A 19,609-nucleotide genomic window follows, 5' to 3' on the forward strand; every position below is an offset into this window, starting at 1 on the left:
CCTGCTCGCGAAAAACGTCCAGACAACGCGGTCATTCAGGCACCGCGCGTTATCGTTGACGTCCATCGCGAGCAAGCTCGCTCCCACAGGGAAAATATTTTAGGTCACGACCAGCGCTTGAATATCAGCGAAGTATTCACCCCGCCAAACGCAAAGTTGTTGTTCATCACGTACCGATTGCTCATCTGCCGAAACTCGCCGCGCAGGTAGTCGAGCTTGCCGCAATGCGGGTCGACTTCGTCGAGGTTGAAGGTGTGGGCGTAGAGGTCGCGGTTCATCATTTCGATGCTGAACCAGGATTCCAGTGCACCGCAGGCGCCGAGGGTGTGGCCGAGGAAGCTTTTCTGCGAGCTGATCGGCATGTGCTCGCCGAACAGGCTGCTGGTGGCCAGGGTTTCGGCGATGTCGCCCTGTTCGGTGGCGGTGCCGTGGCCGTTGACGTAGCCGATGTCCGAAGGTGTCAGCCCGGCGTCTTCCAGGGCCAGTTCCATGGCCCTGCGCATGGTGACTTGCTCCGGACGGGTGGTGTGCTGGCCGTCGGCATTACTGCCGAACCCGACGATCTCGGCGTGGATGCGGGCGCCACGGGCCAGGGCGTGTTCCAGTTCTTCGAGCACCAGCATGCCGCCGCCTTCGCCGATCACCAGGCCGTCGCGTGCGGTGTCGTAAGGGCGCGGGCTGCGTTGTGGGGTGTCGTTTTTCAGGCTGGTGGCGTAGAGCGCGTCGAAGACCATGGCTTCGGTCGGGCACAGTTCCTCGGCACCGCCGGCGAGCATCAGCGGCAGGCGCCCGAACTTGATGGCCTCGTAGGCATAGCCGATGCCCTGGCTGCCGCTGGTGCAGGCGCTGGAGGTGGGAATCAGTCGGCCGGTGAGGCCGAAGAAGATGCTGATGTTCGCCGCGGTGGTGTGCGGCATCATGCGCACGTAGGAGTTGGCGTTCAGGCCCTCGGCCACCGAGTTGAGCAGCATGTTGCCGAACGCCTTGATCTCGTCGGTGCTGCCGGTCGAGGAACCGCAGGCGACGCCCATGCGCCCGTCCTTGATCGATTCGTCGCCCAACAGGCCGGCATCGGCCAGCGCCATTTCCGCCGCGCCCACAGCCAGCCGTGAGACCCGGCCCATGCTGCGCAGTTGCTTGCGGGTCCAGTGGCTTGGCACCTTGAAGTCATCGATGGGGGCTGCCAGGCGTGTATTGAGTTCGGTAAAACGATCCCACTCGTCCATCCGGCGGATGCCGCTGCGGTTGGCCGCGAAGTTGCCGGCGATGGTGTCCCAGTCGCTGCCCAGTGAGGTGATGCCGGCCATGCCGGTGACGACGACGCGCTTCATCAGCACAGGCCTCCGTTGACGGCCAGAACCTGCCGGGTGATGTACGAGGCTTCCGCCGACATCAGGAAATTCACCGCGCCGGCCACCTCTTCAGGGGTGCCCATGCGTTGTGCGGGGATCATTTTCATCAGTTCTTCCACCGGCACGTTTTCATCGAGCATGGCTGTGTCGATCAGGCCGGGTGCAACACAGTTAACGGTGATTTTGCGCTTGCCCAGCTCGATCGCCAATGCCTTGGCCGCACCGATCAGCCCGGCCTTGGAAGCACTGTAGTTGACCTGGCCACGGTTGCCGATCAGCCCGGACACCGAGGTGATGCAGACAATCCGCCCGGCGGCGCGACGCCGGATCATCGGCATCATGACCGGGTGCAGCACGTTGTAGAAACCATCGAGATTGGTGCGCATCACCACATCCCAATCGTCCTCGCTGAGGGCCGGAAAAGCACCGTCACGGGTCAGGCCGGCGTTGAGCACCACGCCGTAATAGGCGCCGTGGGTTTCCACGTCGGCTTCGAGAATCTCCTTGCAACGGGCGCGGTCGGCCACGTCGAACTGCAGGATGCGCGCACGGCGGCCCAAGGCCTCGACTTCGGCCTTGACGGCTTCGGCGTCAGCCAGGCCACTACGGCAATGCAGCACGATGTCGTGCCCGCCCCGGGCCAGGCGCAAGGCGATGGCGCGGCCGATGCCACGGCTGGAACCGGTGACCAGTACGGATTCAGTCATGACTGGACTCCTTCGGGTTCATGAAGATATTGAGCGGCCTGGGGTGGGCGGAACACGTTCAGACGGGCAGTGGCGTGGATCCCGTGGCCGTTGATGTGGCACTCGAACACGCCCATGCCGTTGTCGTCCTCCAGGGAGCGAATCCCGTGGAGGGTCAACTCGGTGCCCGCCGGGAAGCTTTCCACGTTGCATTCGAATTTGCGGCTGCCGAGCAGGAAGCCCAACTCCACCGCATCGCCGCGCTGACGCGCATGGCAACCGGCAAAGGCGGCAACACTTTGCGCCATCAGTTCGATGCCGACCCAGGCCGGCAGGCTGCCATCGGGGAGGTTGAACAGGCCATCGGGCTTGACGGTCAGGCGGGTGTGAATCTGCTCTTCATCGAACGCCAGGACCTGATCGATCAGGATCATGTCGCCGGCGTGGGGCAGCAGTTCGGCGAGCGGCCAGTCAATCATGGGGCGTCTCCGATAATCAGGCTGACGTTATTGCCACCGAAGGCAAAGGAATTGCTCATCAGGTAACGGGGTGCAATGGACGTCAGGCGAGTGGCCGGGGTCACCCATTGCAGCGGCGGCAATTCGGGATCGGGCTGGCCGTCCCAGACGTGCGGCGGCAGGGCATGCTCGCGATTGTCGGCGCTCAGGCTCAACCAGCAGAACGCCGCTTCCAGCGCCCCGGCTGCACCGAGGGTGTGGCCGGTCATGGGTTTGCTCGACGAACAGGGCACACCGGCCGGGAACAGCGTTGCCACGGCCAGGCTTTCCATGGCGTCGTTGTGCTGGGTGGCAGTCCCGTGCAGGTTCAGATAAGCGATATGCTCCGGTTGCAGGTTGGCGCGGCTCAAGGCTTTGCGCATGGCTTGCAGGGCGCCTCGACCCGTCGGCTCGGGGGCGGAAATGTGATGTGCATCGGAGCTGGCGCCGCTGCCGAGCAAGGCAATCGGCGGGCTGTCGCCTGCGTGCCTGGTCATCAGGAACAGCACCGCCGCTTCGCCAATATTGATGCCGTTGCGGTTCAGCGAGAACGGATTGCAACGCTGGTCCGAGACCGCTTCCAACGCCGAGAAACCGTTGAGGGTCAGTTTGCACAGGGTATCGACACCGCCACATAGCACCGCGTCGCAGACGCCCAGGTCCAACAGACGCTGGGCACTCATCAGGGCTCGGGCACTGGAGGTGCAAGCCGTGGAAATGACATAAGCCGGCCCGCTCAATTGCAGCCATTCGGCGAGGAAGTTTGCCGGCGCACCCAGTTCCTGTTGCTGGTAGTCGTATTCAGGCGGGAACTGCTTTTCGCGCAGGTAGTGCGCCAGGCCCTGGCTGGCCTCGTCGATGCCCGAAGTACTGGTGCCTAGCACGACACCGATGCGATCGTGGCCGTAAGTCCGGATGGCGCTGTCGATGTCCGGGCGGATTTGCAGCGTGGCTTCCAGCAACAGCTGATTGTTGCGGCTGTGATGGCGCGACATGTCGGCTGGAAGGGTTGCCAGGTTGCCCTGGACCGCGCCGACCGGCAGCGCGCGTTGCGGTACCCACCCGGCTTGTTCGCGCATGCCGCCGCAGTCGCCGGCAAACAGGTGGCGGGCAACCTCCTGCTTGTCGCGGCCCAGCGAACAGACCAGTCCGAGGGCATTGAGGTAAGCCGTCATGGTGTTTCACCGCTCAGGGGCGTGACTTGATAGGTCGCACCTTTCGTAATCATCAATTCAAAATTCTGCGGTTGTGCGTAGCGGACGTCCCAGCGCTCGGGCAGGGACCGTTGTCTGCCGTGCTGCCAGGCGCCGGGATAATTGGCCGCCAGTTCATCATTCGGCGTCAGCGCAAACAGCAGCGCCGCGAACAGCTCCCGGGCTTGCGGGTTGGGTGGCAACAGGCCGTCGGCGTGCCAGGTTTTATCGTTCAATAGCTGGCGGGCCTGGGGAATGCCCAGCAGGTCCATCATTGACCAGCGAATGCCCGCTTCTTCGCGCTGGATCACCAGCACCCAGTCCAGGCGGTCGTCGGGTTTCAATAGCTGGATATGCAATTGCAGCGGCAACGGCAGATCCGGATTTTTCTCGGGCAGCGGCGCCCGGCTGGTGCAGGCGCTTAGCAGCAGGGCCGCGGCAAGTAGCAGAAATCGCAACACACCGACTACCCCTGTGGGAGCGAGCTTGCTCGCGATGGCGGCGATACATTCAGCATTGATATAGGCTGACCCACCGCTATCGCGAGCAAGCTCGCTCCCACAGGTTGAGTATTCCAGGCGACGGGTAATCGACATCACACAGTTCCTTCAAAAGGTTTGCGCGCCACCACATTGACCAGGGTTTCTTCCCGTTGGCCAAAGGGTTTTGGCTTGCACACACCCAAGTATTCGAGCAGGCCGAAATCCTTGGCGCGACTCCACCACAGGTACGGATAAGACACGTTTTGCGCGGTAAATTCGAAACCCTGTTGTCGGATCATTTGCAGATACTGCGCCGCGCTTTTCTGCACGTGCATGGGGTGGCGGAACAACCAGCGGATCACCCAAGTATCAATGTAGGCCTCGGTGGACTCGGCGAACAGCAGATAACCGCCCGGCTTGAGCACGCGGTAGAACTCGGCCAGGGCCTGTTCCTGGTGCACCAGGTGATGGAACGTCTGGTGACAGAACAGCAGGTCGATACTGGCGTCCGCCAGCTTGAGGCTCGCGCAGTCGCTGCCGATCAGCTCCACGTCAATGCCTTGGCGGGCCGCTTCCTCGGCGCTCTGGGTGAGGCTCTGCGGGTCGGCATCGATGCCGATCAGGCGAGCGGGCGCAAAGGCCTGGCGCAGCAGCGCGAATGACTTGCCCTGACCACAGCCGGCATCCAGCAGGACCGGGTCGGCAGGCGGCGCTTCGCTGAACAGGCCGCGCAAATCGTTGATCGCCAGCCGCAGCACATAGTGCTGCCAGATCCGGCTGCGCAGGAACCACAAACCGAAACGGGTTTCTTCGACGTAGTGGTCGCTCAAGTAGTTCATGACGCATCCCTTGCACAGAACTCCGATATCACCTTCAACCGGCGCCGGGCTTCGCTGACGAACGGGTTGAGTGGGTCCCAGGCATAGCCTGCAAGTATGGAGCTGATCATTCCGCGAATTTCCGGCGAACTGCTCTCATGGAAGATCACATCCTGGAAGGTCCCGGCGTACCAGCCTTCGACGTAGCAACGGAAGGTGTCGACGCCACGCTTGAGCGGCTCGGCGAACTCGGTTTGCCAGTCGACGGCTTCGCCTTGCAACTGGCGGTGCAACACCCCGGCCGCCATGCTCGCCGAACGCATGGCGATGGTCACGCCGGAGGAAAACACCGGGTCGAGGAATTCCGCGGCATTGCCCAGCAGCGCGAAGCCCGGACCGTGCAGGGTTTTGACGTTTGCCGAGTAACCGCCGATGGTTCGGGCTGCGGTATCCCAGCGCGCGTTGGTCAACACGCTGGCCAGGCTTGGCGTCTCGCCGATAAAGCCGCGCAGGCACTCGTCCAGATTGTCGCTGCGGCCGGTGAAACGTTCCTCGGCGGCGACCACGCCGACCGAGCAGCGCCCGTTGCTGAACGGGATGGTCCAGAACCAAACGTCGCGTTGGGTCGGATGAGTGGTCACGAGGATCTTGCTGCGGTCGAAGGCCGGGTGGTCGATACGGTCTTCGACGTGGGTGAACACGGCCTGGCGCACCGGGAAGTTCGACGGCGCCTCGAGGTCGAGCAAGCGCGGCAGCACGCGACCGTAGCCACTGGCATCGAGCAGGAAGCCGGCCTCGATACGGTACTCGCTGCCGTCTTCGCGGCGCACACCGAGCTGCGGTTTTTCCGGGTCGATGTCGACGCTGACGATGGTTTCGCCATAGCGGATTTCCACGCCTTGCAGCGCGGCCTGATCGGCCAGCAGCTTGTCGAAATCGGCGCGCTGGACCTGAAATGTCGTTGATTTGCCGTGGCTGAAGGTCTCGCCGAAATCGAACGCGCTGTAACGCTCACCCCACGCAAAAGCGGCGCCGGTTTTCACCTGGAAGCCGGCCGCGTTGACGGCGTCGAGCATGCCCGCTTCTTCGACGAAATCCAGGCAATGGGCCAACAGGCTTTCACCGATGGAAAAACGTGGAAAATGCTGACGCTCGATCACCAGCACATCGTGTCCCTTGCGCTTGAGCAACGCGGCGGCGATGGCACCCGAAGGACCGGCACCGATGACCACGACCTGGCGGCATTCCATTTCAACGGTTGGCATGAGGGCTCCTTGCCGGGACAGCGGCTTTCAGGGGGATTCGGTGCATACCGGTCAGGGCTGGCAGCAGTGTAGCGATCAGGCCCATCAGCATCAGCGCAAAGTACAGCGGCGGGCTGATGAGTTGCTGTTGCAGCAACAGGTTGAGAAAGACGATCTCGCTCAAGCCGCGGATGTTCAGCAGCACACTTTCCCGCCAGCGGCTGGCGCCCTTGAACGACGCCCCGGCCCAGCCGAGGCCGAGCCAGTTGCCTAGCAGTTTGCTCAGCATCGGCAACAGCAGCAGGGCGACCAGTTGCACCCAGCCGAGGCTGTCCATCGCGCTGTGCACGTTGATCTGCACGATGCCGAACGTGAGGATCAACGGGATGGCGATGTACGTCTGCAAACGGCTCATCCAGATGGCCGGCAACGGCAGCACCAGCGGCGCTTTCAACGCGGCCATGATCAACACATAGCCGATGCCGAAAATCAGCGCATTGAGCTTGTAGTGCTCGGCGACGACCAGCAGGGCGAAAAAACCCAGGCTGTAAAGCCACGTCTGGCGCAAACCAAGCAGCCGCAGCAGCACCGGCAGGCAGGCGCCGGCCAGTGGCAGCAACAGGCTGCTCAGGTGCAGGCTGCCTTGGGCGAGGCCGAACAAAGTCCAGCAGGCGAGGTCGATGAGGATCGCGGTTTGCACCAGACGCCGGGTGGCAGCGGGCGGGTAATCGATGTGCCGCAGGTACAGGTACAGCACAGGAATCGCGGTGATGGCGAACAAGAGGCCGACGGCCAGCGAGCTGATCCAGGGTTGCGCTGGCAACAGCCAGATCGCGGTGGCCAGGCCACAGGCAAACGGAATGCAAAAGCTCGGCAGGGCGATTTTCAGGCTCTGGCGATCCAGTTGCAGGTCGATCACATCGCTGAGGATGTAGCCCAGCAACAGGGCAAAGCTCAGGCTGTAGAGGTGCTTCAGCCAACCCGGCGACACCAGCTGCGCACCGCTCAATTGCCATTGCGGCTCGATCCAGAAATACATCAGCAGCGGCAAACCGAGGGTTGCCAGCAACAACTGGCTGACGATGGGAATCAGGCCAAAATTCCGGCCGACAAGGGTCGCCAGTGCGAACAACGCGAGGGCCATCGCCCAAAACACAACGATCATCACGCTGCACGCTCCGCGGCCGTGGACTCATGCACCTGTCGACCGGCCCAGGGTGCCAGCAGGAAGCTGAAGACCAGGCCGAGGCTCACCGACAATCCGAAGTTGCTCACCGCCGGGGTGCTCGACACCGCCAGCAGACCGAACGACAACCAGGTGGTCAACGCCGCCAGCAGGGTGCCCAACAGGCTCACGGCCGCGCCGCCGACCTGTTCGCGCATCAGGATCGCGTAATCGACGCTGATCGCCGTCACCAGCAGCAGGCCGAACAGGCTGAACAGGGTCAGCGGCTGCCCCAGCCAGCCGAGGCTGGCCAGGCTGCACAACGCCGCCAGCAGCGGCAGGGAGACGATGCGCAACGCACCGCCGAGGCCGAACGGCAGGATCAGCACCAGCACGATCAGCACGCAGGAGGCGAGTTTCAGTTCGGCGGCACTGATTTGGGTGGCGGCGAAGACAGTGTTCAATTCACCCAGTCGATCCACCAGTGTCACGCCGGGTAGGTCCTCGCCCTGGAGCCGTAGCAGGGCCGGGTTGTTGATGCCTTGCAGGCTGACCATCGCCGCCACGCCGTCTTCGGTAGGCCCCAGCCACAGGGGCCGGTAGGGTTCTGCCAGCGGGCCGCTGAGCGCTGCGTCGATGTCCACGGCCGGCAATGCCTGGAGTTTCGTCAGCTCGCCTTGCAACGCCTCGGCCGGTACACCGATGTCGAGCAACGGTTGCCAGAACGCCGGCAGTTTGCTCAACGCTTCGCGCACCTGCTGCTGTGCGTTCGGCGGGCTGATCAGTTGATTGAGCGACAGATAACCCTGGAGTTTTTCCAGGCCAATCAATTGATCCAGTCGTTCGCTCAGGGCGGTCTGGCGTTCAAGCAGTTGCTGCTGGTTGGCGGCGCGTATCAGGAAAAACTGGCTGGTGGGTTGATAGCCGGTGATCTGTGCAATGGTCCGGGCTTCGTCGGTCAATTGTTGCGGTGCGCTGATCCACTGGCGGATGTCGTTTTTGCTGCTCAGCTGCAACAGCCCGCCTACGCAAAAGGCGATCAGCAGCGCCAGCAGGACTGGCGTTTTCAGCTGTTTGAGCAGTGCCTCTCGACAGTCCAGCAAAAACTCGCAAACACGCAATGGCCACTGCGCCGGACGCAGCTCTACGCCCTTGAGCAATGCCGGTAGCAGGCAAACGGCGGACAAATAGGCGCCGAGCAAACCGGCGGCAGAGAACACGGCAATCTGGGTCAGCGCCGGGAAGGGTGTCCAGGCCAGGGCCAGGTAGCCGATTCCGCTGGTGATCAGGCTCAGGGTCAACCCTGGCAGGGTCAGGCGCAGGGCAGGCCAGCTGTGCCAGGGTTTCAGGCTCCAGCTTTTGGACAGGTAGTGCAGCGGGTAGTCGACCGCCACACCGATCAGGCTCGAACCCAGTACCAGCGTCATCACATGCATATGGCCGAACAACGCCACGCAGGCCACCGCACCAAAGAGCATGCCCACCAGCACCGGCACGAACGCCAGCAACACGCGCCAGCGCCGGAAGGCCAACAGCAGCAGCAACAATATCCCGACGGTGGCACCGCCGCCGACCCAGGTCATCTCCCGGGCGGCCTGTTGTTGCCCGCTGGCTGCGTACAACAGACCGCTGGCGGCGAGCAGTTGCACGTCGTGCTGCGCAGCTTGTTCGCGGCTGTGCTCGAGCAGGTCGGCCACTTGCAGCGGCAGGTTCATGTCGAAGGCGTTGCCGGTGGTGCGCGCACGCAGCAGCACCCAGCTTTTGCCATCGGCATCGGCGACCAGGGTGCCGCTGCCGATGTCCAGTTGCACCGAACCGCGTTGCGGCTGGCTGTTCTGGATGCGCCCGGTCAGGCCCAGCCAGTCATCCTGGCTCGGCACCAGGCTGTAACCGTTGAACGGGTCGAACAAGGCTTGCACGCGTTGCTGGATAAAGGTGTCGGGGTGTTCGATCAGCAGTTGTCGGTCCACCGCCGAGAGCATCGCCAGGCGACCTTGCAGCAATTGCGTGCGCAGCGCCGGCAAGTCGGCTTGCAGGGTCCACTGGACCTTTTCGAACAGTCCGCTGGCCTGCCATTGCTCGCCGAGGGTTTGCGCCATGGCGACGGCTTGCTGGCGATCGGTGTGGCCCACCAGCACCAGCATTTCGCGGTTCAGCGGTTCTTGCATGCGTTGTTCGGCGCGCAGCTCCAGGGCATCGGGCGCGGTGCCGGGCACCAGTTCCATCAGGTTCGCCGACAGTGGCGCGCCGTCACGCCATTGCCAACCGGCGAGCGCCAGTACGGCCAGCAGCAGGATCAGAAACAGCCGCGGCAGTAACCGTTCACTCGGCAAAGTCATGTTGCTCCGCGTCGCTCAACGGTTGGGCGCTGGTGCTGTCCTGCATGCGCAACAACGTACTGTCGCCCTGGGTTTCGAGCAGTTCGATGCTCTGCACCAGTGCGGCGCCGGTAATGTTGATCTGGTTGAACACCTGCTTGAGCAGCATCGAGCGCGGCACCAGCGTGAGCTTCCAGTTCTGTGCGTCGCCGCTCAGGGACAATTCGAAATCCCTTTGCAGTCCGCTGCTGTCGCCTTGCAGCACGGCGAGGAACAAACGGTTCTGCTCGGCACCCGCGCTTTTGCCCGGCAGCATTTGCCAGACACTGCCGTCTCGCCGGGCAATGCCTTTGGTGGTGATGCGATAGTCCTGTTGCAACGGTGTTTTCAGCAGCCACAACAAGCCGTGGTTTTTTGCCAGCACGAACGAGCCCTTGCTGGTCAGCGGTTGGGGCAGGGCGCGCAGGTGTTTCTCCTGGATGAAGTTGCCGTGGATCACCTCGGGTTTGGCCAGTTGCTCGCTGAGTTGTTGCAGGTCGAAGGCATGAGCCAGTCCAGGAATACCCAGTAGCACGCAGAGCACTGTAGGAGCGAGCTTGCTCGCGAAAAACCTGAGGGCGCCGCGGACTGTCAGGTGCCCGGTGTCATCGTTAACGACCATCGCGAGCAGGCTCGCTCCTACAGGGGGGCGGGGGTGGCAGAGCATCATGGCAGGGCCCTTTCAACGGCGTCGGTGAATACCTTGGGCGAAGCCAGTTGCATCTCGCGGCTGGCGAGGTCGACGGCGACCTGTACCGTCATGGCCCGGGTCAGGCGTTCACCGGTTTGCAGATCACTGATCAGGTAGTTGATCTTCAAACGGTTCTCCCACTCCACCAGGTTGGCGCGCACGTTGAGTTTCTGGCCGAACACCGCGCCGCGCACGTAGCGCAATTGCAGGTCGATCACCGGCCAGGCGTAGCCGGATTCGTTCATCGCCGTGTAGTTGTGGCCGATCTGGTCCAGCAGCGCGCAGCGGGCGACTTCCAGGTATTTGACGTAATGGCCGTGCCAGACCACGTGCATGCTGTCGACGTCAAAGAAGGGCACGACGATTTCCGTGTCGGTGTGCAGAAGTCCCTTGCTACGCATGCAGCCTCCAGTGTTGTTCGGCGATGCGCTGCAGGCACAGGCGCAACTCGCCTTCCAGTGCGCGGTCTTCGATGACCGGTGGGAAGTCCCCGGCCAAGGCTTCGTGCATGGCGGCCAGTGCGGGTGGCAGTGGGCGCGCATCTTCGGCCTGGCCGCGCAGCCAGACGCCCTGATTGGCCGCCAGTAGCGTGGCGGCTGCCACTTGTTCGGTGAGTTCCAATACGCGGATCGCATCCCGGGCGGCGATGGTGCCCATGCTCACTTTGTCCTGGTTGTGGCATTCGGTGGAGCGTGAGAAGACGCTGGCCGGCATGGTGTTCTTCAGCGCTTCGGCAGTCCAGGCGCTGGTGCCGATCTGCACGGCCTTGAAGCCGTGGTTGAGCATGGCGCGGTCAGCCGTGGCGCCGGACAGGTTGCTCGGCAAGCCATGGTTGTAGCGCTCGTCCACCAGCAGCGCGAGTTGCCGGTCCATCAGGTCGGCGACGTTGGCCACGAGGTTTTTCAGACTGTCCATGGCGAATGCGATGTGGCCGCCGTAGAAGTGTCCGCCGTGCAGCACGCGCTCGGCTTCGGCGTCGATGATCGGGTTGTCGTTGGCACTGTTGAGTTCAACCTCGATGAACGAACGCAGCCAGTTCAGGCTGTCGGCCAGCACGCCCAGCACATGGGGCGCGCAGCGCAGGGAATAGCGGTCTTGCAGGCGATGCAAGGGGGCGGTCGGTGCGTCGATGGCCAGATCCTTGCGCAGCCACGCGGCGACCTGCATCTGCCCCGGATGTGGCTTGGCGGCGAACAGGCGCTCGTCGAAGTGTTCCGGGTTGCCCTGCAGGGCGACCACGTTCAGCGCGGTGATGCGCGTGGCCAGTTGCAGCAGGTAATCGGCGCGGGCGAATGCCAGGCAGGCGAGGCCGGTCATTACGGCAGTGCCGTTCATCAGTGCCAGGGCTTCTTTCGGCCGCAGCACCAGTGGCTGCCAGCCGAGTTCGCGGTGCACATCGGCAGCTTGCCGGCGTTCGCCACGGAACATCACTTCGCGTTCGCCGGACAGCGTGGCGGCAACGTACGAAAGCGGTGTCAGGTCACCGCTGGCGCCCACCGAACCTTCCTCCGGAATCAGCGGCAGGATGTCGTGCTCAAGGAACGCCTGCAGGCGTTCCAGCAACTCCACGCGCACCCCGGAAACACCGTGGCACAGTGACTGCAGCCGCGCCGCCAGTACCGCGCGGGTGGCCTGGGCGTCGAGCAGTTTACCCAGCCCGCAGCCGTGGAAGGTGTACAGATGCTGCGGCAGTGCTTCGACGTGATGCAGCGGCACCGCGACCACGCAGGAATCGCCATAACCGGTGGTCACGCCGTAGATCACGCCTTCCTTGTCCAGCAGCGAGTCCAGAAAACGCGCGCCCTTGGCGATGCGTTCGCGATAGGCGGGATCGCTTTGCAACTGCGTCGGCACCTTGCGGTTGGCCAGTGCCAGCACATCTTCAATGCGCAGAGGGCGTTCGCCGAAGGTTACCGGCTCAAGCGTTGGCGTCGTCATCGGTCTTCCAGAAAGGGTAAAAGTTGAACCATTGTTGGGGCGCTTCGAGGCAATAGTGACTCAGGCGCTCGGCGTAGCGGGACGCCCACTGATGAATGACCTGTTCGCGGTCGCTGCGTATCCAGGTGATTGCCTCAGCGAAGGGTTCTATGGTCAGTCGATAGTCGCCGTCGGGCTTTTTCAGGCACAGCAGCAGATTGATCGGGCATTTCAGCAGGCCGGCCAACAGCCACGGGCCTTGAGGGAATCTGGCCGGATGGCCGAGAAAATCCACGGTCACGCTGCGCCCGCCATGCAGCGGCACGCGGTCGCCGGCAATCGCCAGCCACTCGCCACGCTCCAGGCGCTCGCTCAATTGCAGCATGATCCCCGGGTCGAGCTCGCTGACCTGAATCAGGCGCAAGTTGGTCGCCCCGGCTTCGCCCAGCAAACGGTTGAACTGTTCGGCGTGCTTGGTGTGCACCAGCACGTTCATCGTGACCTTTTCGCCGATTTCCGCCAGTGCGCGGCAGACTTCCAGATTGCCCAGGTGTGCGCCCACCAGCATCTGGCCGCGGGCAGCGCGCAACTGGTCGCGCAGCAGCGCCGGGTCGATGATTTCGATTTGCTCGATGCTCAGCCTGCCGTTCCAGACGTCGAGTTTGTCGAGCATGGAGTCGGCGAACGCCATGAACTGGCCGAATACCCGCCAATGGCTTGGGCGCAGTTCGTTGCGACCGCTCCAGTCGGCCAGGCGTTGCTGGTATTGCCAGGCACTGTGTCGCGCACCGCGACCGAACAGGAAGAAGTACAGGACGATGCCGTACAACACCGGGCTCAGTACTCGACGGCCCAGCACTTTGGCGCCGAATGCGGTGAGCTTCATCAGCCAGAAACTGCCGCGCTCCTCGCGGTCGGCCCAGTGTTGTTTGTCGGCACTCATGCCCGCCACCGTCGCCAGAGGATCATGGGTGAGCGCAGCAACATGCCGAAGAACAGCCGCGTGTGCATGCTGGAAATCAGCACGTTGTCGTGGAACATCCGAAAATGCGAAACGCCGTCCAGCGGGTAACGGACTTTGGTTTGCAGCCATAACATCGGCTGATTGCGCCAGGCCAGGCGCACCAGGATGTCGGAGTCGAAGTCCATGCGCTTGCCGATTTTCGCCGACTCGATCAACGCCAGGACCGGTGGCAACGGGTAGACCCGGAAACCGCACATGGAGTCGCGAATCTGCAACGACAGGGTGTTGATCCAGACCATGACGTGGGTGAGGTAGCGCGCATACAAACGGCCTTTCGGCACGCTGGCGTCATATTGCGGATAACCGCAGATCACCGCCCGTGGGTGGCGGCGTGATTGTTCGATGAAGCGTTTGACGTCCTGCAGGTCGTGCTGGCCATCGGCATCCACCTGCAAGGCATGGCTGAAACCCAGGCGTGAAGCTTCGCGCAAGCCGGTCATGACCGCGCCGCCCTTGCCCTGGTTTTCGGCGAGGCGGATCAGGTAAACCATTTCACGTTGGGCCAGTCGGTCCAGTACCCGGGCGCAGCGCGGGCTGCTGGCATCGTCCACCAGAATGCACGGCAGATGGCTGGCGATCAGCGCATCGACCACTGTGGTGATGGCGCCTTCGTGGTTGTACACCGGGACAATGGCGCAGGGGCTATGCATGTTGGTGTACACCTGAAAGATCGAGGTTTCTGCTTCGCGAGCAGGCTCGCTCCCACATGGGGTCCACGGCGTTCACAAATCCAGTGTGGGAGCGAGCTTGCTCGCGATTGAGTGCGCAGCACTCACCAAACTTACACATGCGCCACCTCCAGCAAGATCCGCCCGCTGGAGCAGGTGGCGGTTTCGTTGCGGTAGGCGAAATAGAGTTTGCCGCGCGCCGGGTCGAAGCGCAGGTGCAGCTGGATTTCATCGCCCGGGCGCACCAGTTGCTGGAACTTCAAGACTTCCATGCCGGCGAATTTTTCCGGTAGGTTCATCAGTTGCCGGCCCAGGCTCAGCGCCCAGTCCACCTGCACCACGCCAGGCAATACCGGCGCCTTGGGGAAATGACCGCTGAAATAGGCCAGATCCGGAGGTACGGCCAGTTGCAGGCTCCACTCGCCCTCGCTTTCGACTTGCTCCAGCACCTGCGGGGCTTTGGGGCGCGGCGCCAACAGCAGGGCGTCGACGTCGGCCTGGGGCAGTTTGCCCTGAGCGTTCAGCGGCAGTTGTCGCAGCAGGCGCCAGCGCCTTGGCAGGGCCAGGGTTTCGCAGTGTTGGCTCAGGTGTTGGCGCAAGTGCTCGGTGAGGCTGCGTCGGCCCAGATTACGCAGAGCATGCAAACCGGCTTCGCTCGGGACCACCAACGCCCCCAGGGAAGCGCGGTTTTCCCGAACCACGCCGAGCCGCGCTTCGCTGACCCAGTCATGGGCCATGAGAGCCTGTTCCAGCATCGGCAGCGAGATGCGTTTTTCTTCCAGTTTGACGATCCGGTCCAGTCGCCCGAGCAATTCGAAGCGACCATCGACGGCGATGCGTGCCGAATCGGCAGTCTGTTCGACATGACCGTCAGGCAAGTAAGGCGAAGCGATCAGCAGCGCGCCCTCACTGTCTTGAGTCAGCGTGACATCGGCAAAGGGCTGCCAGAGTTCAGCGCCCTGACGCCAGGCGATGCCGCCGGTTTCCGAGCTGCCGAAAATTTCCGTTGGCCATTGCCCGAGACGTTCATGCAGGCTCTGTGCGGCCTCGACCGGCAATGCGCCGCCGGAGGAAAACACCTGGCGAACGCAGCTCAAGGCCGGCCAGTCGAGGTTGTCGCCCATGCGCTTGAGCAGCGCCGGGCTGGCCACCCAGGCGAAGGCCGGGTGCTCGCGGCTTGCACGTTGCAGGTCTTCCGGGAACGCCAGTTGCTTGCGTACGAACGCACGTCCGGCGCACAACGGCCACAGTACCCGAAACAACAAACCGTAGATGTGCTGGGTGGCGACGCTGCCAATGATGCACGCCGGGCCCAGGCCAGAGCCCCACAGCTGTTCCAGGGCTTCGACTTCATTGGCCAGTTGTCGCAGGTTTTTTTCGATGCGCTTGGGTTCGCCACTGGAACCTGATGTGCACAGGCTGAGTCGACAGTTACCCAGGTCCAGCGCGGCGGCGCTGAGCGGTGGCTGTTGGAGATCGCCAAGGTGCGTGTCGTCGGGCTGATCGGTCAGCCACAGATCAACTTCGGCTGACCAGCGTTGGCGGGTCTGCGGTTGCAGGTCGGACGGCAGCAGCACGCTGACCCCGGCACGCCAGGCACCGAGCAGGGCAATCGCCAGGTCGGCGGCATCCTCAAGGTGCACGGCAATCTGCCGGACACCCCGGGCTTGCAGGCCGGCGGCCAGGCTCAGCGCCAGTCCGCAGAGTCGGGCGTGATCCAGTGCCGGACCGGTCGTGATGGCGCGGTCCGGCTGAGCCTTGAGCAGCAGGTGCTCAAGTTTTATCCAATTCATGGGTGGCCTCGTACCCTAAGTCGTATCAGCCATTCAATGGCAAACATCAGGCCTATCAATCCGTAGGAGATCAGGCCGGTGTACAGCGTCCACCAGCTCAGCGGCGCCCAAAGGGTCAGGGCGGCGGCACACAAACCGTTGCATAGAAAAAAGACACTCCAGGCGACGGTCACCTGACGGGTATAGCGAATGCCCTCGGCCGGCAATTGCGGTTCGCGCACCCGGGCCAGGCGTTCGACGATCGGTGGGCCGAATGTCAGGCTCGAGCCGAACAGCACCAACATGAAGGCGCTGATCAACACCGGATACCAGCGCAACAGCGCCGGGCTGTCGAACAGTGCCAGCAACAGGCAGAACACAATGGCCACCGTCGCCATCCACAGGCTGCCGGGCCGACGTTTGCCGGTCAGCGCCCGGGCCAGCCACAGTCCGCCCAGCAGCAGGCCGAACTGCCAGGGGGCGAAGTGCTCCATGCCGAAATACACCGCAAAGGGATACAAAAGGCCTGCCAGCAGCAGGCCGAGGCCGATCAGTCGACTCATGCGGCCGGTTGAACCAGACGGTAGACCGCCTCGACCACGTCACTGACGGTACGCACCGATTTGAATTCTTCGGCGGCGATTTTCTTGCCCGTCTGGCGTTTGATGTGATCGATCAGGTCAACCGCGTCGATGCTGTCGATTTCCAGGTCCTGATACAGGTTGGATTCCAGGCTCACACGCTCGGGGTCCAGTTCGAATAGCTCGACCAGGGCATCGCGCAGGGTGTTGAAGATGTCGTCACGAGTTTGCATGGTCCGGTCTCAAGCTGCCTGTTTTGCAGTGACGAACGCCGCAAGGCTCGCCACGTTACTGAAGTGGTTACGGGTGTCTTTGGCATCGGCATCGATTTTGATGCCGTACTTTTTCTGGATGGCCAGGCCCAGTTCCAGGGCGTCCACCGAGTCCAGGCCCAAGCCTTCGCCGAACAGTGTCTGCTCGTTGCCGATGTCTTCGGCGCTGATGTCCTCGAGGCCCAGGGCTTCGATGATCAGCTCTTTGATTTCCAGCACCAGGCTATGGGTGTTCCGATCGCTCATCTTCGGCGAGCTCCTTGATGAAGTAAGAATGTAGATAATCGTTGAGCTTGCGCGAGGCTTGTGGAGCTGGCCCCAGCGCGGCGAAGGCCTGTGGGTCTATATCGGCCCCGACCCGGAAACTGAAGTGCACGCGGCGCTTGGGGATGCGGTACCAGGGCTCGGCCTTGGTCAATGTGGTCGGGTTGACCTTGATAATGACCGGGGTGAGGATTTTCGCACCCCGCACGGCGATTGCCGCACCGCCCCGATGAAAGGCCGGTGCCTGGTCGGGGCGGGTGCGCGTACCTTCGGGGAAAATGATCAGGGTCTGGCCGTCTTTCAGCGCGTCGGCCGCCGCGTCGAGCATGTCCATGCTGCCGTCGTTGCTGATGTATTCGGTGCAGCGTAGCGGTCCGCGGGTAAAAGGGTTTTCCCACAGGCTTTGCTTGACCACGCAGTTGGCGTGACGCACCAGGCCGATCAGAAACACCACGTCGATCAGCGAGGGGTGATTGGCAAGGATCATTTGCCCGGGGCGACCGAGTTTTTCCGCGCCTTCAATGTCGTAGGTCAGCACCCCGGTACGGGCCATGAAGCGCACAAAAATCCAGAAACAGCGGCTGACCGTTTGCCGGGCCCGCAGCCGATGGGTCCGGGCGTCGCCCGGCAGGCAGTTCAGCACAGGGAAAATCACCAGGCGCAGGCACAGGCCGCCCAACCCGAACAGGGCAAAGCTCGCGGCGGTGGCCAGCAAGCGCCAGTAATAGGCGTCGCGGTTTTTCTCGGTCACGGGTTGCGTTGCCAGGTCCATACACGATTTTTCCAGGCATGTTGGCAGGTGGTTTGCTGGCCGAGCAGCATACGCAACAGATTCAGCGCGTGGGGCCAGCGGGATTTGGACAACGCATCCGAGGGGCTGTTCAGGGACAGCTGCCAGTCGGTACCGGGTGTGATCAGCAGGCCGACGGCATAAGGGAACGGCACGTCGTCGATCCAGGTCGCGTAAGCCTCCGGCGGCCGCTCTTCGGTGACCACCAGCAGTACCGCGCCAGCGCCTTCGGCCAGCAGCGCGGCAGCTTCGAGCATGCCGTGCTCCAGGCCATCGCCTGCGGCGGCCAGGGCCGTCATTTCGCTGGTTTCACCGCGCATGATCGACCACAAACCAATAATCGCGTTATGCACCGACAAGCTGAACCGGGTCGGTGACAGCGGCTGGTCGGTGGCCAGATCACTGAGAATATCGACGGTGCGCGGCGTTTCGCCGTGACGGGAAACAAAGACCAATGGCAGATCCTGCCGGCCTTCGGCCAATGGCCAGCCGACACTGAATGCCATCCGTGCCAGGCGGCTGAGCCTGCGGCGCTGCATGGCCGGCAGAAAGGAAACGTCGGGAGCGGCATCGCTGTCCGGCAGCACGACGGGTTGCCGGCTCCAGGCCTGCCAATCGTTCACGCTCTCAAGCCCCGAGGCCCATGCGCGCCATTGGGCGATGTTGAAGTTGATCACAGACATTCATCCCGCCCTCACAGGCTTACTTGACGCGGGGAGTGGCCGAGAGCCGAGACTCACCCTGCGCGGCGTTTGCCGCCGAGTGGCGCGCATTATCCCGGTGCCGGGAACGTGTAGCAAATGCTGGTTACATTTTGCTCAACAAGATGCAGCGACTGGCTCGCAAAAACTGAGCGATTGGTAATTATTCACACAATCACTACTCCGTCTGTCGGTTCCTGCGTCAAACCATCGGGCCGTTCAGGGCTTTTCAAGCAAGAGAAGGCAACTGACTGTGTAGTCCCTGTGCCGACAAGGTAGCGAAGCAACGCCGTGCACCACTACACTCGGTCATTCTTTGATACACGGAGGTTTTGACATGCGGCGCGTGGTGTTCAATCAGAAAGGTGGCGTTGGCAAATCCAGCATTGCCTGCAATCTGGCGGCGGTCAGTGCCAGCGAGGGTTTTCGCACCTTGTTGGTGGATCTCGATGCCCAGGCCAACTCCACTCAATACCTGACGGGGCTCACTGGTAGCGACATCCCGATGGGCATCGCCGATTTCTTCAAGCAGACGCTGTCTTCCGGGCCGTTCTCCAAAAAGAATCAGGTCGACATCTACGAAACCCCCTTCGATAACCTCCACGTTATTACCGCCACCGCCGAACTGGCGGACTTGCAGCCAAAACTTGAAGCCAAGCACAAGATCAACAAGCTGCGTAAGTTGCTTGAGGAGCTGAGCGAAGACTACGACCGGATTTACCTCGATACTCCGCCAGCGCTGAATTTTTATGCGGTTTCTGCATTGATTGCCGCTGATCGTGTGTTGATTCCCTTCGATTGCGACAGTTTTTCACGTCAGGCACTGTACGGCCTGATGGCGGAAATCGAAGAGTTGAAGGACGACCATAACGAAGGCCTGGAAGTCGAAGGCATCGTCGTCAACCAGTTCCAGGCCCGCGCCAGCCTGCCCCAGCAAATCCTCGACGAACTGATCGCAGAAGGCCTGCCGGTGCTGCCGGTGTACCTGGCCAGCTCGGTACGCATGCGCGAATCCCACCAGGCCAACACGCCGCTGATCCATCTCGACCCGCGGCACAAGCTGACCCAGCAATTTGTCGAGCTGCATAACCTGCTGGAGAACGCCTGATCTTCCAGGCGAAACAAAACACTGTGG

The 19,609-nt window shown here is 62.6% G+C and carries 21 protein-coding genes; 1 reads left to right on the forward strand and 20 read right to left on the reverse strand.

The features are described from left to right. Positions 1-104: 104 nt before the first annotated feature. The 20 genes from PPUTUW4_RS01825 to PPUTUW4_RS01920 form a co-directional block, all read right to left on the reverse strand. Complete coding sequence (locus PPUTUW4_RS01825; RefSeq protein ID WP_015093149.1) at positions 105-1,331, reverse strand: beta-ketoacyl-ACP synthase; 1,227 nt, start codon at positions 1,329-1,331, stop codon at positions 105-107. Next, positions 1,331-2,059 carry a 3-oxoacyl-ACP reductase FabG gene (fabG, locus tag PPUTUW4_RS01830; protein WP_015093150.1) on the reverse strand — a complete coding sequence of 243 codons (729 nt, stop codon included), beginning with the start codon at positions 2,057-2,059 and terminating at the stop codon, positions 1,331-1,333. The genes PPUTUW4_RS01825 and fabG overlap by 1 nt, the downstream gene beginning before the upstream one ends. After that, positions 2,056-2,517 (reverse strand): hotdog family protein, encoded by a 462-nt coding sequence (locus PPUTUW4_RS01835; RefSeq protein WP_015093151.1) that lies wholly within the window; start codon positions 2,515-2,517, stop codon positions 2,056-2,058. The genes fabG and PPUTUW4_RS01835 overlap by 4 nt, the downstream gene beginning before the upstream one ends. Beyond that, positions 2,514-3,710, reverse strand: a complete 1,197-nt coding sequence (locus PPUTUW4_RS01840) for a beta-ketoacyl-[acyl-carrier-protein] synthase family protein (protein ID WP_015093152.1) — start codon at positions 3,708-3,710, stop codon at positions 2,514-2,516. The genes PPUTUW4_RS01835 and PPUTUW4_RS01840 overlap by 4 nt, the downstream gene beginning before the upstream one ends. Then, a complete protein-coding gene (locus PPUTUW4_RS01845) occupies positions 3,707-4,324 on the reverse strand; it encodes a hypothetical protein (RefSeq protein WP_083884525.1) in 618 nt (205 codons plus the stop codon). The genes PPUTUW4_RS01840 and PPUTUW4_RS01845 overlap by 4 nt, the downstream gene beginning before the upstream one ends. Further along, the gene (locus PPUTUW4_RS01850; protein WP_015093154.1) at positions 4,324-5,049 is read right to left on the reverse strand and encodes a class I SAM-dependent methyltransferase; all 726 of its coding nucleotides are present in this window, start codon (positions 5,047-5,049) and stop codon (positions 4,324-4,326) included. The genes PPUTUW4_RS01845 and PPUTUW4_RS01850 overlap by 1 nt, the downstream gene beginning before the upstream one ends. Further along, a complete protein-coding gene (locus tag PPUTUW4_RS01855) occupies positions 5,046-6,293 on the reverse strand; it encodes an NAD(P)/FAD-dependent oxidoreductase (RefSeq protein WP_015093155.1) in 1,248 nt (415 codons plus the stop codon). The genes PPUTUW4_RS01850 and PPUTUW4_RS01855 overlap by 4 nt, the downstream gene beginning before the upstream one ends. Then, positions 6,280-7,437: a hypothetical protein gene (locus PPUTUW4_RS01860; protein WP_015093156.1), complete on the reverse strand. Its 1,158-nt coding sequence runs from the start codon at positions 7,435-7,437 to the stop codon at positions 6,280-6,282. The genes PPUTUW4_RS01855 and PPUTUW4_RS01860 overlap by 14 nt, the downstream gene beginning before the upstream one ends. After that, positions 7,437-9,776 (reverse strand): MMPL family transporter, encoded by a 2,340-nt coding sequence (locus PPUTUW4_RS01865; protein WP_015093157.1) that lies wholly within the window; start codon positions 9,774-9,776, stop codon positions 7,437-7,439. The genes PPUTUW4_RS01860 and PPUTUW4_RS01865 overlap by 1 nt, the downstream gene beginning before the upstream one ends. After that, a complete protein-coding gene (locus tag PPUTUW4_RS01870) occupies positions 9,760-10,464 on the reverse strand; it encodes an outer membrane lipoprotein carrier protein LolA (RefSeq protein WP_015093158.1) in 705 nt (234 codons plus the stop codon). Before PPUTUW4_RS01870 ends, PPUTUW4_RS01865 begins: the two co-directional genes overlap by 17 nt. Next, complete coding sequence (locus PPUTUW4_RS01875; RefSeq protein WP_015093159.1) at positions 10,461-10,886, reverse strand: acyl-CoA thioesterase; 426 nt, start codon at positions 10,884-10,886, stop codon at positions 10,461-10,463. The genes PPUTUW4_RS01870 and PPUTUW4_RS01875 overlap by 4 nt, the downstream gene beginning before the upstream one ends. Next, the gene (locus tag PPUTUW4_RS01880; RefSeq protein ID WP_015093160.1) at positions 10,879-12,423 is read right to left on the reverse strand and encodes an aromatic amino acid ammonia-lyase; all 1,545 of its coding nucleotides are present in this window, start codon (positions 12,421-12,423) and stop codon (positions 10,879-10,881) included. The genes PPUTUW4_RS01875 and PPUTUW4_RS01880 overlap by 8 nt, the downstream gene beginning before the upstream one ends. Continuing rightward, entirely contained in the window at positions 12,404-13,345 is a 942-nt protein-coding gene (locus PPUTUW4_RS01885; protein WP_015093161.1) for a hypothetical protein, read from the reverse strand. The genes PPUTUW4_RS01880 and PPUTUW4_RS01885 overlap by 20 nt, the downstream gene beginning before the upstream one ends. Then, the gene (locus PPUTUW4_RS01890) at positions 13,342-14,076 is read right to left on the reverse strand and encodes a glycosyltransferase family 2 protein (protein WP_015093162.1); all 735 of its coding nucleotides are present in this window, start codon (positions 14,074-14,076) and stop codon (positions 13,342-13,344) included. The genes PPUTUW4_RS01885 and PPUTUW4_RS01890 overlap by 4 nt, the downstream gene beginning before the upstream one ends. Before the next feature lie 131 nt (positions 14,077-14,207). Further along, a complete protein-coding gene (locus PPUTUW4_RS01895; RefSeq protein ID WP_015093163.1) occupies positions 14,208-15,887 on the reverse strand; it encodes an acyl-CoA synthetase family protein in 1,680 nt (559 codons plus the stop codon). Next, the gene (locus PPUTUW4_RS01900; RefSeq protein ID WP_015093164.1) at positions 15,884-16,429 is read right to left on the reverse strand and encodes a hypothetical protein; all 546 of its coding nucleotides are present in this window, start codon (positions 16,427-16,429) and stop codon (positions 15,884-15,886) included. The genes PPUTUW4_RS01895 and PPUTUW4_RS01900 overlap by 4 nt, the downstream gene beginning before the upstream one ends. Beyond that, positions 16,426-16,680 (reverse strand): acyl carrier protein, encoded by a 255-nt coding sequence (locus PPUTUW4_RS01905; protein ID WP_007992314.1) that lies wholly within the window; start codon positions 16,678-16,680, stop codon positions 16,426-16,428. The genes PPUTUW4_RS01900 and PPUTUW4_RS01905 overlap by 4 nt, the downstream gene beginning before the upstream one ends. A 9-nt stretch (positions 16,681-16,689) precedes the next feature. Continuing rightward, positions 16,690-16,965, reverse strand: coding sequence for a phosphopantetheine-binding protein (locus PPUTUW4_RS01910; protein WP_007972202.1), 276 nt, complete (start codon positions 16,963-16,965; stop codon positions 16,690-16,692). Next, positions 16,943-17,755, reverse strand: a complete 813-nt coding sequence (locus tag PPUTUW4_RS01915) for a lysophospholipid acyltransferase family protein (protein WP_015093165.1) — start codon at positions 17,753-17,755, stop codon at positions 16,943-16,945. Before PPUTUW4_RS01915 ends, PPUTUW4_RS01910 begins: the two co-directional genes overlap by 23 nt. Then, positions 17,731-18,456, reverse strand: a complete 726-nt coding sequence (locus PPUTUW4_RS01920) for a beta-ketoacyl synthase chain length factor (protein ID WP_015093166.1) — start codon at positions 18,454-18,456, stop codon at positions 17,731-17,733. Before PPUTUW4_RS01920 ends, PPUTUW4_RS01915 begins: the two co-directional genes overlap by 25 nt. Before the next feature lie 355 nt (positions 18,457-18,811). Here PPUTUW4_RS01920 and PPUTUW4_RS01925 point away from each other — a divergent pair, with 355 nt between their 5' ends. Beyond that, positions 18,812-19,582 carry a ParA family protein gene (locus PPUTUW4_RS01925; RefSeq protein ID WP_015093167.1) on the forward strand — a complete coding sequence of 257 codons (771 nt, stop codon included), beginning with the start codon at positions 18,812-18,814 and terminating at the stop codon, positions 19,580-19,582. Positions 19,583-19,609: the final 27 nt, after the last annotated feature.

This window comes from Pseudomonas sp. UW4 (assembly GCF_000316175.1).
In the GTDB taxonomy this organism is placed as follows: Bacteria; Pseudomonadota; Gammaproteobacteria; order Pseudomonadales; family Pseudomonadaceae; genus Aquipseudomonas; species Aquipseudomonas laurylsulfatiphila.